Source organism: Microbacterium sp. NPDC096154 (genome assembly GCF_040302945.1).
In the GTDB taxonomy this organism is placed as follows: Bacteria; Actinomycetota; Actinomycetes; order Actinomycetales; family Microbacteriaceae; genus Microbacterium.
In genome coordinates this window covers 22,548-34,344 of record NZ_JBEOSM010000006.1, presented here as the reverse complement: position 1 = coordinate 34,344, position 11,797 = coordinate 22,548, and the positions used below count along the sequence as shown (strand labels likewise).

The 11,797-nt window shown below is 70.7% G+C and carries 15 protein-coding genes; 4 read left to right on the top strand and 11 right to left on the bottom strand.

Going from position 1 to position 11,797, the window contains the following annotated elements; translation table 11 throughout:
- Window position 1: 1 nt before the first annotated feature.
- From ABTW64_RS09730 to ABTW64_RS09690, 9 genes are all read right to left on the bottom strand, one after another.
- Window positions 2-232 carry a hypothetical protein gene (locus ABTW64_RS09730; protein ID WP_350621797.1) on the bottom strand — a complete coding sequence of 77 codons (231 nt, stop codon included), beginning with the start codon at window positions 230-232 and terminating at the stop codon, window positions 2-4.
- On the bottom strand, window positions 229-579 hold the full coding sequence (locus ABTW64_RS09725; protein WP_350621794.1) for a hypothetical protein: 351 nt from the start codon (window positions 577-579) through the stop codon (window positions 229-231). Before ABTW64_RS09725 ends, ABTW64_RS09730 begins: the two co-directional genes overlap by 4 nt.
- 342 nt (window positions 580-921) lie before the next feature.
- The gene (locus ABTW64_RS09720; RefSeq protein ID WP_350621791.1) at window positions 922-1,494 is read right to left on the bottom strand and encodes a hypothetical protein; all 573 of its coding nucleotides are present in this window, start codon (window positions 1,492-1,494) and stop codon (window positions 922-924) included.
- Window positions 1,491-1,787, bottom strand: a complete 297-nt coding sequence (locus ABTW64_RS09715) for a WhiB family transcriptional regulator (protein ID WP_350621789.1) — start codon at window positions 1,785-1,787, stop codon at window positions 1,491-1,493. Before ABTW64_RS09715 ends, ABTW64_RS09720 begins: the two co-directional genes overlap by 4 nt.
- Before the next feature lie 236 nt (window positions 1,788-2,023).
- On the bottom strand, window positions 2,024-3,199 hold the full coding sequence (locus ABTW64_RS09710) for an AAA family ATPase (protein ID WP_350621786.1): 1,176 nt from the start codon (window positions 3,197-3,199) through the stop codon (window positions 2,024-2,026).
- Window positions 3,196-3,921: a bifunctional DNA primase/polymerase gene (locus ABTW64_RS09705; RefSeq protein ID WP_350622114.1), complete on the bottom strand. Its 726-nt coding sequence runs from the start codon at window positions 3,919-3,921 to the stop codon at window positions 3,196-3,198. Before ABTW64_RS09705 ends, ABTW64_RS09710 begins: the two co-directional genes overlap by 4 nt.
- 5 nt (window positions 3,922-3,926) lie before the next feature.
- Window positions 3,927-4,328 carry a hypothetical protein gene (locus tag ABTW64_RS09700; protein WP_350621784.1) on the bottom strand — a complete coding sequence of 134 codons (402 nt, stop codon included), beginning with the start codon at window positions 4,326-4,328 and terminating at the stop codon, window positions 3,927-3,929.
- On the bottom strand, window positions 4,325-4,576 hold the full coding sequence (locus ABTW64_RS09695; protein ID WP_350621782.1) for a hypothetical protein: 252 nt from the start codon (window positions 4,574-4,576) through the stop codon (window positions 4,325-4,327). The genes ABTW64_RS09700 and ABTW64_RS09695 overlap by 4 nt, the downstream gene beginning before the upstream one ends.
- Before the next feature lie 615 nt (window positions 4,577-5,191).
- On the bottom strand, window positions 5,192-6,592 hold the full coding sequence (locus ABTW64_RS09690) for a recombinase family protein (protein ID WP_350621779.1): 1,401 nt from the start codon (window positions 6,590-6,592) through the stop codon (window positions 5,192-5,194).
- A 163-nt stretch (window positions 6,593-6,755) separates the two neighbouring features.
- Here ABTW64_RS09690 and ABTW64_RS09685 point away from each other — a divergent pair, with 163 nt between their 5' ends.
- Genes ABTW64_RS09685 through ABTW64_RS09670 form a run of 4 tightly spaced genes read left to right on the top strand, consistent with a single transcriptional unit; the run spans window position 6,756 to window position 8,233 of the window.
- Window positions 6,756-6,950, top strand: coding sequence for a hypothetical protein (locus tag ABTW64_RS09685; protein WP_350621777.1), 195 nt, complete (start codon window positions 6,756-6,758; stop codon window positions 6,948-6,950).
- Window positions 6,947-7,369, top strand: a complete 423-nt coding sequence (locus ABTW64_RS09680) for a TadE/TadG family type IV pilus assembly protein (protein WP_350621775.1) — start codon at window positions 6,947-6,949, stop codon at window positions 7,367-7,369. The genes ABTW64_RS09685 and ABTW64_RS09680 overlap by 4 nt, the downstream gene beginning before the upstream one ends.
- Window positions 7,344-7,802: a TadE/TadG family type IV pilus assembly protein gene (locus ABTW64_RS09675; RefSeq protein WP_350621773.1), complete on the top strand. Its 459-nt coding sequence runs from the start codon at window positions 7,344-7,346 to the stop codon at window positions 7,800-7,802. The genes ABTW64_RS09680 and ABTW64_RS09675 overlap by 26 nt, the downstream gene beginning before the upstream one ends.
- Window positions 7,799-8,233 carry a pilus assembly protein TadG-related protein gene (locus ABTW64_RS09670; protein ID WP_350621770.1) on the top strand — a complete coding sequence of 145 codons (435 nt, stop codon included), beginning with the start codon at window positions 7,799-7,801 and terminating at the stop codon, window positions 8,231-8,233. Before ABTW64_RS09675 ends, ABTW64_RS09670 begins: the two co-directional genes overlap by 4 nt.
- A gap of 46 nt (window positions 8,234-8,279) precedes the next feature.
- Here the strand turns inward: ABTW64_RS09670 and ABTW64_RS09665 are convergent, their stop codons facing one another.
- Window positions 8,280-10,340 (bottom strand): SpoIIE family protein phosphatase, encoded by a 2,061-nt coding sequence (locus tag ABTW64_RS09665; protein WP_350621767.1) that lies wholly within the window; start codon window positions 10,338-10,340, stop codon window positions 8,280-8,282.
- Window positions 10,341-10,446: 106 nt separating this feature from the next.
- Window positions 10,447-11,775, bottom strand: coding sequence for an MFS transporter (locus ABTW64_RS09660; protein WP_350621765.1), 1,329 nt, complete (start codon window positions 11,773-11,775; stop codon window positions 10,447-10,449).
- Window positions 11,776-11,797: the final 22 nt, after the last annotated feature.

The window sequence follows — 11,797 nt, the reverse complement described above, 5'->3', positions numbered from 1 at the left end:
GTCACCACGTGTAGCCCAGGTACCGGGCGCAGCTCGGGCAGTACCACGCCACGGTGCGGGCGCGCTTGGGGCTGGTGCGCTGCTGAATGCGCACGGTGCCCTCGCCCAAGAAGCTGCCGCACTGCTGGCAGTTGGCGATGCCGGGGTGGTCGGTGGTGGTGACGATCATGGCGGGCCACTCGTCCCGGGCGAGCTGCTGAATGGCCTCCTGCTGGCGGCGCAGGGCGTTCATGCGCTGGCCTTGTCAGCCGTGCCGAAGTGCCGGCTGAGGGCGCTCTTGCTCTTGAACCGCTTGCCGCAGGTGCAGCCGTTGACCGCGTTGGGGGTCGCCTCGTGCACCGTGGCGTCGCTCGGCTTCTTCACCGACGCCTTGGCGGTGGACTGCTGGGCAGCGCGGCAGCCGTCGCAGAAGCCAGCGCCGTGCGTGTAGTAGGCAGCGGACTGCGTGGCGGCGTAGGCGATGGTCTTGTGGTCTTCGCAGAGCGTGACCCAGTTGCCGCCCTCGGGGTCAGCGTTGACCTCCTCGGGGCGGGCAACGGTCAGCTTCTCGCCGGTGGCGCGGATGGTGCGAGTGAACATCGGGTTCTCCTTGACGTTGTGGGCGATTCGAACGTCAGTTCGAATGTGGGCACAGTAGCCCGAAGGGCACCCTTTAGGCAACACTCTGTTGAATATCGGCGTGTTGGACTGAGCAATCTGATGAGCTGGCGAGGCTGCCGGTAAGCGGCTGCCGCGCTGCATAACCGTCTGCGGCTGGCTCTGAGAGCCGTCTCAGCGGCCTAGCGGGCGGGCAGCCGCCAGGCATGCCAGAGGCCCCCTAGCAAGCTGCGAGGGAGCCTCTGGGCGCTGGGTAACCACTCCCAGCACTTGGGGCGGGTCGAAGAAAGGAGGAAAGAAACCCCCGCCCCCGTCAGTGGCAGATCACTCGACCGGGTCGGCGTAGGTGATCTGGTTGGCCAGGTTGTAGGCCGCGCCGCTGGTGTTCGCCTCGACGAAGGCGAGCGCTGCCGCCGTGTCGGCCGTCTCCGGGTACGCGGCCTTCCACGTCTCGACCACGCCGGACATGCCCGTGTTGGAGGCGCGGATGCCGATGGCGTGGGCCAGCGTCTCGTCGCCGTTGGCGATGGCGTCGTTGAGCACTTCCACCGCCTCCTGCTGGTCGATGATCTTGCGCACGCGGTCGCCGGCGTCGCGCCGCAGCATGATGCTGCTGGCATCCATCGGCTGGTTGCCGCGGAGCTGCTTCTCCAGGGTGGACTTCAGCCCGTTCTCGTAGGCCACCTGGTCGGCCTTGATGCTGTCGAGCTTGTTCCGCGTCTCGGCCCTCAGTGCGTCGACCTTGCCGCGCTTGGCCAGGTCGCTGGTCATCGGGTCTTCCTTGATCGCCTTCAGGGCGGCGCGGTGCTCCTCCTTCACCTGTGCGGCGGCGGCCTTGAAGCTGTCCCTCTTCGGGCCAAAGCTCGACTCGAGGGCGGCGAGGGTGATCTTGCTCATGATGCGTTTCCTTCGTTCGATGTCTGCCGGGAACCGCCCGGCGCGGTGGTCTTGGTCGCCCGCTTGTGCTTCGAGCTGCGATCGGTACCGGCCCAGAAGCCGGAGTCGGGCTTGGCTGCCGTGGCATACGCGGCGCAGAGGTCAGCGATGGGGCAGCGCGCACAGATTGATGAGCACACGGCCCGCTCAAGCGCGGTGCGCTGGTCGGCGGTGAACACTGCATGGCCCGTGCACGGCGGCGCGTACCGCAGCAGCGCAGCGTTCAGCGCGTCCCACGCGGCGTCAGGCGTCATGGACGTCCCCCTGCGTGCTGCTGTGAATCGCCGTACAGCCGTGAAGGCAGCGCATGCACTTCCTTGCACTCACACCCCTGGCATTCGGCCAGTGCTCGATTTGGTCGCACTGGCACCCAAGGGTGTGTGCCGTGTGGGGCCGAATCATTTGGTCGCAGGGTGTTTAGCCCTGGAATTACGCGGTTTTCGGGGGTGCCGCATTCGGTCGCTGAGGCGGTAACGGACGGCCAGAACACCTATGCCACTTCCTTCCGGCGGTACTGCTTGTTCCGGGTTTCGCCCTGTTCCTCGATGAGGCCGGCGAGCTTGCTCATCGCGGTGCGGTAGCGCCGCTGCGACCATGCGCCGCTCGGGTCGTCCCAGTCCTTCTTGAAGTCCGCAGCGCCGTGCCACTCGCCGTCAGCCAGCACGGCCAAGATGCGCTCCTGATAGGGGTCGTGCGGCATGGCCAACCTCACGGCTACCTTCGACGGGCCGACGTCCTCCAGGTGCCAGCCGGGGATCGTCACCTGCGCCGCGTTGCGCTGCTTGCCGCCGCGGTCGTACTCAGTGCTCAGGGCGAACGTGCCTTCGGGCGTGGTGCCCTTCGCGCCCTTGGCGGCTGCCACCATCAGCACCGTGTCCACGTCGGCCCACAGCGCCTTCGCCCCGCGCAGCAGCCCCTGAGCATTGGCGTGGTGAACGATGATCACCGTGCAGCCGGGGCGCGCCCGCCGGATGCGCACAGCGGCCTTCACCGCGGCAGCCATCTGCGAGTTGTCGTTCTCGTTCGTCAGGCCGCCGAGCTGGCTCAGCGTGTCGATCACGACCACGTCGATCTCGTTGCGGGCGACCGTCACGCACATGTCAGCCACGGCTGCCGGGTCCAGCAGGAGGAAGCCCTGGCCGTCGTGCACCAGGTACTCGCTCTCGGGCACGGCGTGTCCGTTGTGCTGCTCCCACGCGGCCACGCGGTCGGGGAACCACTCGGCCCCCTCGGCGATCAGGTAGGCCACACGGCCCTGGACGACGTTGCGCCCCTCCCACTCCTTGCCGAGCGCGATGTGCGCCGTCAGGTCGACGCTGACGAACGTCTTCCCCACGTTGGTGACGCCGCCGATGACGCAGACGGAGCTCTGCGCGATCAGGCCGTCGATCAGCCACGCGGGCTTGGGCCGGGCGCGCAGCTTGGACAGGGTCATCAGGCGGAAGCCGCCGCTGGCGTCGTCAGGGGTCAGCCCGCGCTGCAAGCCCGCCCACTCGGCCTCGAGTTCTGTCTCCTTGTCCACCAGGGCGCGGGCCTCGCGGTCGGCCCGGTAGAACAGGGTGCGCTCATCGCGGATGCGTGCGTACTCCATCGCCTTCTGCTCTGCCTCGGGCAGCAGCCCATCGGTATCGGGCACCACGGGCACGGGCTTCTCGCGGGCCGTCATGCGTTGTCCCTCCCGGCCGACTCGACCACGCGGCGGGCCTCGCGGGGGTCCATGCCGATGTCCTCGGCGGCGTCGATGAGCCGGTCCAGCCCGCGCTGATCCACCCCGGCCTCATGGGCACGGCGCGCAGCCCAATGCAACCCGTCGTGACGCTCGCCAGGTCGCAGCGTGCGGACGAACGCTGCCAGCGCAATGGCATCGGTGGCGCTGGGGTCGCGGCGCGTGACCCGCGTGCGGGGCAACATCAGCGCGGCGACCTGGCGCGGCAGGTGAGCGACCTCGCGATAGACCCACTCGTAGGGCTTGCGGCTGTCCGGGTGCACGCTGGGCGGCATGACCATGTAGCCGTTGATCTTGACGTCGATGCCGGGCGGTACGTTGCCCCGGTACGGCTGCCGGAACGGGCGCAGGTAGTACAGGTGCCGACCGCCGTCGCGACGCCCGCTGATGACCTCCAGCGTGTCGGGCAGCTTCACCCCGGCGCGCTGCTCCAGGGCTTCCAGGCTGCCGTCGTTACGCGGGTCGATATCCAGGGCCAGCAGGTTCTCAGGCACCGGGGCGCCGATGTTCCAGTTACCGTCAGCCCACCACTCGCGGATGCGCTTCGGGTCGGTCGTGGCGTCCAGGTGGCCGTGGGGCGTGTGGCCCGTGGTCGGCGTCTTGCCGTTGAGCGGCAGCACGGCCCACCCGGCTTCGGCCAGGTCAAGCGCGGCGCGCAGCATGCGGGTCACCGGGTCACCCCCAGCGGCAGCCGCAGCACGCGCGGGTCGGTGGGGAGCCAGTAGAACACCCCGTGGCACTCGTGATCATTGAGCCAGCCGCTCACGTCGCGCACGTACCATTCGTGACTGCCGTGCCCGTGCAGCGGCCTGAAGAGCGATTCCAGCCCCCACGCGAGGTCTTCGCGTGACCAGTAGCCCACCAGCTCCCACACGGGTGCGGAGCCCCACTCGCCGTGGATGTGGATGTACCCCCACGGGTGCGGCGCGCGGCGGGGCGCGACCCGAGCATGCTCAGCCCACGGATGGAACCATCGAGGCTTAGGGCCACCGCTGAGCACTTCCATCGCCTCGGACTCCGAGAGCCACAGCTTGCTCGGGTAGTCCTCCTGGACCCAGCGGCGGCTCATCGCCGGCCACCCCCAGTCCCCTTCCGGGCCGCGACAGGAGGGGTGATGGGGGACGGCGCGGGCTGAGCCGTCCGCAGCAGCGCGGTCAGGCGCTTGATCTGGCGGGGGGTCAGCGGCGGTGCCTTGGCCACGTTGCGCTGGATCGCCTCAGCGATCTTCGCTTCGGCCAGGTCGCGACGGCCCTTGGCTTCACGCTCGGGGTCGTTCTTGCGTGTCCCGACCATGATGTCGGACAGCGCTTGGGGCACGGTAGGGAGTTCGGGAGTAGCCAACGGAAAAGCTCCTCAACGGGGGAAGCGCGCGCAGCGGCGTGCCGGTTGATGAACTCCCGTTGAGAAGCTCCTGGTTAGACCCCCATCCGCGTCATGCGCGGCGTGAGAACCCGTGTTGTGAAGTTGTGCGTGGCCCGTTAGCGGGGGACTGGCATCCAGCCTCGCGTGCGTGCCTCGTCAAGCAGAGGATACAGGCGCTCCGGCTTGAAGTACCCGTCGTACGAGCACCGGTCGCACTTGATGCTGTGTCGCGTGACCACCTCGCCGGTCGGCTCAAACAGCAGGGGGTCCATCGGCCCCTCGTTGTGAACGCGCGCCCAACCGTCGCCGTCATGGCGGAACTGCGCCACGGTGCGGGGGCTGTGTGTGTGGCCCCCGACGCCCTCGCAGACCAGCTTGACTTTGGATTGCATGTGCACTATTATGCCAGCCCGTGGAGTTGGGGGCCAAATCCCGGTTCCGCGGCGTGTTTGGCTCTCAGGCGCGTTGGGGTGCCGGGGCAAGTACCCAGGGCCGGGGTGGGGGCGTTAGGCGTCTCAGCGTCCGCTCAGAGCCAGCCGCACCGACCCCAGGCTGCCGGGGTGCACGGGGCTACGCGGGCGTGATCCAGTCGACGCGCACCGTGTCGGGGTCGAAGTCCTTGCCGCTGCCGCTGGGCAGGATGGTCACCGTCACCAACTCGGCCAGCACGGCGCGCTTCGTGTCCATGCTCAGGCCGTCCCACACCTGGCGCGCGTTGGGGCCGATCAGGTCGGCGGGCACGGCAGCCGGTAGCGCGGCCTCCATCGTGGCCGTGGCAGCAGCGCGGTCGGCCCGCAGCCGCTCGGTAATGCGCGCAAGCTGGGCGGCGTCAATGTCACCCGTGGCGTACATGTCGGCAGCGTTGGCCAGCCGGGCGTCAATGGCCTCGATGCTGTCGCGGGCGTCCTGCACGGCAGCCGGGTTGCCTCGCGTGAACAACCCCGCAGCGTCGGGCATCTGCAACCGGCCCAGGACGGTGCCCCGGCCCACCAGATTGCCCTCGACCACAGCGTCCACGTCTGACTGCTTGCGGCGCACCCCGTAGCACTCCACGCATGCGTAGCTCGCCGGCTGCCGCTTGGCCCCGCTCTTCGTCTTGGTCATCCTGCCGGGGAACCGCTTCATCTTGCCGCCGCACTTGCCGCAGATCGCCAGGCCGGATAGCAGGTGCACGGGCGCGCGGCCTGTGTACTGCCCCTTCCGGCTGGGGTCGTTCAGCATGGCCACAATCCGTTCGTGCTCGTCACGGCTGATGATCGGCGGCCAGTCGCCTTCACCGATGACTTGTCCACGGTAGCGGCGCAGCCCGGCCAGCGACTCGCGGAGGATCATCTGCCGCAGCGTCGTGCCGCTCCACAGGCCAGCGCCCGCCGTGCGACGGGGCGACTCCACGCCACGCCGGTTCAGGTCGGCGGCGATACTGCGCAGCGACTCACCATCGAGCAGCCGCGCGGTGACCTCGCGGATGACCGCGGCCTCCTTGTCTACGACCTCAAGCCCGCCCGGCCCTCGCTGGTAGCCGTAGCCGACGCTCGGTGCGGGCGCACCCTTGGCGGCGCGCTGTCGGTTGGCTGCGACCTGCCGCGTGGCCTTCTGTTCGCCCTCGTACTGACTCCATGCGGCCACGGTGCGCGCCACGGCCCGCCCTGCTGGTGTGGTCAGGTCGAGGGTGCCCGCCGTCACGGTGTAGACCGGCACGTTGAGCTCGATCACCCGTTCCAGGTCGCGGGTAAGGCGCAGCAGCCGGTCTTGATGCCAGGTGATGATCGCCGGGGGACGGGCGGCAAGCATGTCCTCGAAGGCGGGCCGCACCTTACCGCTGGTGGCACTGATGTCGTTGTCTGTGTAGACGTGGGTAACCGTCATGTCTAGCTGCTTGGCCAGCGCGCGGCACTCCTGCTCCTGCCGGGCAACGCCCAGCCCCTCACCCGTGCGGTCCAGGCTGATGCGGGCGTATATGACGCATTCCATGAAGGTACCTTAACGCCATGCTATTGCCGCTCGTGTTCGGCCTGCTGCCCCTGAGCGTGATCTTCGCCGTCTTCCCCGGAGTGTTCATGCTGCGGCTCGGCATCGGGTGATCATCCACCCCGGCGGCCCCACCGACATCCATCGCATCGAGAGAGGAACACACATGCGACACATCCTGACCCCCGGCCCCGCTCGCACGGCATGGGGAGAGCTGGTCGACGACGACCGTGGCGACGTGCCGGGCTGGGTATTGATCACTTTGATGACAGCGGGCCTGGTCGTGCTGATCTGGGCCCTTGCGGGGCCGGCCCTCTCCGGTCTGTTCGAGCAGGCGATCTCGCGCGTCAGCGGGATGTGAGCGAGACGCCCGTGGACCACGCGGCTCGCTGGTCGCGCGCCTGGCACGGCGAGCGCGGATCGAGTCCCGCGGAGTTCGTGCTCGTGGGCGGGCTGCTGACCCTCCTGACGCTCTCGGTGCTGCAGTTCGGTCTCGCGGTGTACGTGCGCAACGTGGTGCACGACGCCGCCGTGGAGGGAGCACACCACGCGGCGCTCGCCGACTCCATGCTTCAGCGCGGGGCCGATCGCGCACGCGAGGTCATCACGCGGACCGTCGGGGCCGCGTACGCAGAGGATGTGCGGGCGACGCGCACCAGCACGGCGGGCGTGCCGTCGGTCACGGTCAGCGTGCGCACGCCGTTGCCGGTGGCCGGCCTCGCCGGCATCCCGGCGGCCATGGAGGTGAGCGCGAGTGCCCCGCTCGAGACTCTGCCGTGACCTGCTTCCCCGCGGACGGCGCGACGAGGAGGGCTCGGCCGCGCTTGAGTTCCTCGTCACAGGCACGGTGATGCTGGTGCCGCTCGTCTATCTCGTGCTGGCCCTGGCGCAGATCCAGGCGCACGCCCTCGGCGTGGAGGCAGGGGCGCGCTTCGCGGCGCGCGCCATCGCGAGCGGACCGGCCGCGGCAGATCCCGATGCCGTGCTCGCTTCGGTGACGCGCGAGTACGGGATCGGGCGATTCCAGGTCGAGGTCTCGTGCGTGCCGGCATCGGCCACCTGCCCCGCTCCGGGCGCCACCGTGGTCGTCGACGTGACCGCGCGCGTGCCGCTGCCGCTCATGCCGCCCGTGCTCGGGCTCGACCGTCTCACGAGCGTGCCCGTTCAGGCGACGTCCGTGCAGAAGGTCTCGCGGTACTGGGAGTCGAGATGATCGACCCGCCCCGGGGCGCGCCGCTCCTCCACGATGACCACGGCAGCATCCTGCCGCTCGTGCTCGGCTACGCCGTGCTCGCGATCGCGGTCATCCTGCTGTGCGCCGACGCCACCTCCCTCTACCTCGCGCAGAAGCGTCTCGACGGGCTCGCCGACGCGGCCGCGCTCGCCGCGTCGGACGGTTTCGAGCTCGTGCTCGACGGCGATGTCGCCCGCGCGCGGCTCGATGACGCCCGGGCGCACGAGCAGGCGCAGGCCGTCGTCGACGCGATGCCCGGGCATGCCGTGCTGGTCGCCGTGGGTTCGGCAGAAGGATCGTCCGCGCGGGTGACCGTGGCCGCAGCGTGGCATCCTCCGATCTTCTCGCCGTTCGTGCCAGAGGGGGTGCCGTTGCGCTCGACCGCCACGAGCCGCAACGCGCTCGACTGACGGGCCGCCGCGTCAGCCGCGTCCGCCGCGTCCGCCGCGCCGGCCGTCAGGCCGGGTCGCGCCGGAGCGCGAGCACCGTCAGGTCGTCGTCCGGCTCGCCGGCCAGCGCCAGGTCCACGACGGCGGCGACCGCCTCGGCGGCCGATCCGGCGCGGCCGGCGACCTCCCAGGCCCGGCGCAGGTCGTCGAGCGAGCCGCCCAGCGCGTCCAGCACGCCGTCGCTCACCACCAGCAGGATGTCGCCCGGGTCCAGACGGTCGCTCTCGGCCGTGCGCTCGTCCGGCGCGATGCCCAGGGGCAGGCCGTTCGCCTGCAGACGCCGCGGTGCGGCGTCGAGGGGAAGCACCGCCGAGAGGCCGTGACCGGCATCGGAGTACGCCACGTGCCCCGTGGGGGCATGCAGGAACGCGCGGAACACCGTGACGAACGCGCTGGAGTTGTCGAGGTCGCGGGTCATGCCGGCCTCGGTCTCGGTCAGGGTGCGCGCGACGTCAGGGGTCGTCCCGTGCGCCCGCAGCAGCGAGCGCGTGGTCGCGGCCAGGATCGCGGCGCCCGTGCCCTTGCCCATCACGTCGGCCAGCGTCAGCACGACGCCGTGGTCGAGCCCGTACCAGTCATAGAAGTCGCCGCCGACCGATCCGGCGGGCACGAAGCGCGCAGCCAGCTCGTAGCCGGGCAGGTGCGGCACCTCGGTGGGCAGCAGCCCCGCCTGCACCTGGGCGGCGCGATGCAGCTCCTGCCGCTCCACGGTGACATCGCGCAGCACGGTCACGACGCCGCCGCCCGCGTTCTCGGGAAGTCGCGCGGTCGTGAACGAGACGATGCGCTCGTCTCCCGATGCGGGGCGCACGAGCAGCGGAAGATCCGCGACATCCTGCCCTGCCAGCGCGCGCCGGTACGGCACATCCTGCGGCGCGAGCGGAGTGCCATCGAGCTGACGCAGGCCCCCGAGATCGTCACCCATGCCCTCCGCGGCGGCCGCGGCGCGCGATCCCAGAAGCAGCCGCGACGCGGCGGGGTTGCGCACCACGACGCGTCCCTCGCGGTCGACCACCCGGACGCCCTCGGCCATCGTGTCGACGATCGTCCCGAACAGCGCCGCCTGCGCCTCGGCCTCGTCTCGTGCCGCCTGCACCTCGACCGTGAGCAGCTCGCGCTCGTCGCGGGCCAGCGCGAGGGCCAGCCCGATGCCGCAGAACAGCGTCGCGTACAGCTGCGCCACCGCGATCTCCACGGTGGGATCGCCGACGCCGCTGAAGGGGCCCTGTCCAGTGGAGGTGACGTGGATCGTGAGGAACGAGACCAGCACCCCGTGGAGGATCACCAGCCCCGTGGGCAGGCGTGCACCGGCCCAGCACGTCAGCGTCAGCAGCGGGAAGACCAGGGCGAACTCGCGCATCCCCGTGAACCAGAGCACGTGCCCGACGGGCGACAGCACCAGCACCGCGATCCACTCGGCGGGATGCGAGTGCGCCGCCCATCCGATCGCGCCGAACGCGCGCCGGCTTCGTCCTTCGACGCGCTTGCGCAGCCACGCGCCGATCATGAGACCGAGCGGCACGAGCACGACGATCGCGCCGGCATTGCGGGCCGTCCAGAGCAGCTCGACGTCCCAGTGCCAGCCCGCCCCGCGCATCAGCGGCTCGAGCTCGACGAGCGGCGACGAGATGAGAGGGCCGAAGGCGGCCGCGCCGTAGAACCACCACAGCTCCCGGCGGGTCAGCGGCACCGTGGCCCGTCCCGCCCAGACCTGCGGACAGCGTGCGCGCAGGATGGCTGCGCAGACCGACGCCTGCACGACGGCCGCGACGCCGCCCATCACCGCGGCCCAGGGCGCGCCGCCGGTCACGGCCACGACGACGGCCGTGATCACGGCCATGAGCGCGTAGTCGAGCACGATCATCCGGCCCCCGGCGCGCGCGACGACCCACAGCACCGACACGGCGGCGGCGGGCCACACCATGCTGATGCCGCTGTCTGCCAGCACGGTGGCGCGGCCCAGGAACGCCGCGCCGGTGAACAGCGCCGCGAAGCCGGCGGCCAGCATCGCGTCGGCCGATCCACGTCGGCGGGGGCGTGCGGCGCCGACCGCAGGGGCGTCGTCCACGTGGCTCCTCTCAGGACGCACTGGGCACGAGCTTAGGGGCACGAATGCCCGCGCGCGCAAGGGAATGCCGCTGTGCGAGGGAACGGGCGGCGAGGCCGCCGAGCCGTCAGCCGCGGTTCGGCGGCGGCACGAAGCGCGGCACCCAGCGCACGAACGCCAGCGCCCCGAGCAGCCCCACGACGCCGATGGTGCCGGTCGCCACCGACAGCGACACGACGGCCGTGAGCCCCGACACGATCAGGGGGCTGATCGCGCCGCCCGCGTCTGTCATCGTGCGCCACGCGCCGAGGAACGCGGCGGGCTCGCGCTTGGGTGCCACGTCAGCGGCGAGCGTGAGGAGGATGCCGCTGGAGAGTCCGTTGCCGACCGCGATCACGAGCGCGAACACGCCGAACCACATGGAGGCGGACGACAGGTCGTGGGTGAAGGCGAGCGCGATCAGCGCGCCGCCCATCAGGATGAGCGACGGCACCGCGGCCCACAGGCGCCCGAAGCGGTCCATCACCTGACCGCTCGCATAGAACAGCGCGAACTCGAGGGCCCCCGCGATGCCCACGACGAGCGCGATCGAGGACGAGTCGAGACCGATCGAGAGGCCCCACAGCGGCAGCACCGCCGGGCGCGAGGCGCGCACGAACGACAGCGAGGCGGCCGCCACGCCCAGGCGCGAGAGCACGCGGCGGTGCTGCCAGATGGTGCGGAACATCCCGACGCGCTCGTGGGTGGGGATCGAGCCGGTGACCGCCTCGCCCGTGTCCTCGGGTTCGATGGCCTCCTCGTCGTCGCCCCGCGTGCGCGCCTCGCCGCGCCGCGCCGCGGCGCGCTCGGCGGCGGCCGCCTTCTCCTCCGGATCGGGCCCGAACGTCACCAGCAGTCCGACCACGACGAGGCACGCGCCGAAGAACCAGATGCTCGCCTGCTCCCGCCCGAACAGGGCGAGCAGGCCCGCCGACACGAACGGTCCGGTGAACGAGCCCAGGCGGAACGATCCTCCGAGCAGCGAGAGGGAACGGGCGCGATACGCGACCGGGACGCGCGTCGTCATGAAGGTGTGCCGCGCGAGCGCGAACGCCGCCGCGCACATGCCGATCAGGAAGACCGAGAGCATGAGCACGCCGAGATGCCGTGACAGCAGCATGCCGGCAATGCCTATGAGCGACACTGCGGCCGCGGTGGTCATCGTGTAGCGCTCGCCCAGCCGCGACACCAGCCACCCCGCCGGGAGGTTGCCGCACAGCTGGCCCACCACGATCATCGCGGTGACCAGCGCGGCGGTCGCGAGATCGGCGCCGAACTCGCGCGCGATCACCGGCAGCAGCGGCAGGATGGCGCCCTGTCCGAGCGAGTACAGGGCCGTCGGCCCGTAGACCATGGGGGCGTAGCGCCGGATCGCCTCCGCGGCTGCGCCGCGTGCGGGTTCGCTGTCGCTCGTCATCGCGACAACGCTACTCCGGAGC

What these genes read in the sequence shown, in the direction of transcription:
- ABTW64_RS09730 (WP_350621797.1), bottom strand. Translation starts at nt 232, where the DNA reads ATGAACGCCCTGCGCCGCCAGCAGGAGGCCATTCAGCAGCTCGCCCGG.
- ABTW64_RS09725 (WP_350621794.1), bottom strand. Translation starts at nt 579, where the DNA reads ATGTTCACTCGCACCATCCGCGCCACCGGCGAGAAGCTGACCGTTGCC.
- ABTW64_RS09720 (WP_350621791.1), bottom strand. Translation starts at nt 1,494, where the DNA reads ATGAGCAAGATCACCCTCGCCGCCCTCGAGTCGAGCTTTGGCCCGAAG.
- ABTW64_RS09715 (WP_350621789.1), bottom strand. Translation starts at nt 1,787, where the DNA reads ATGACGCCTGACGCCGCGTGGGACGCGCTGAACGCTGCGCTGCTGCGG.
- ABTW64_RS09710 (WP_350621786.1), bottom strand. Translation starts at nt 3,199, where the DNA reads ATGACGGCCCGCGAGAAGCCCGTGCCCGTGGTGCCCGATACCGATGGG.
- ABTW64_RS09705 (WP_350622114.1), bottom strand. Translation starts at nt 3,921, where the DNA reads ATGCTGCGCGCCGCGCTTGACCTGGCCGAAGCCGGGTGGGCCGTGCTG.
- ABTW64_RS09700 (WP_350621784.1), bottom strand. Translation starts at nt 4,328, where the DNA reads ATGAGCCGCCGCTGGGTCCAGGAGGACTACCCGAGCAAGCTGTGGCTC.
- ABTW64_RS09690 (WP_350621779.1), bottom strand. Translation starts at nt 6,592, where the DNA reads ATGGAATGCGTCATATACGCCCGCATCAGCCTGGACCGCACGGGTGAG.
- ABTW64_RS09685 (WP_350621777.1), top strand. Translation starts at nt 6,756, where the DNA reads ATGCGACACATCCTGACCCCCGGCCCCGCTCGCACGGCATGGGGAGAG.
- ABTW64_RS09670 (WP_350621770.1), top strand. Translation starts at nt 7,799, where the DNA reads ATGATCGACCCGCCCCGGGGCGCGCCGCTCCTCCACGATGACCACGGC.
- ABTW64_RS09660 (WP_350621765.1), bottom strand. Translation starts at nt 11,775, where the DNA reads ATGACGAGCGACAGCGAACCCGCACGCGGCGCAGCCGCGGAGGCGATC.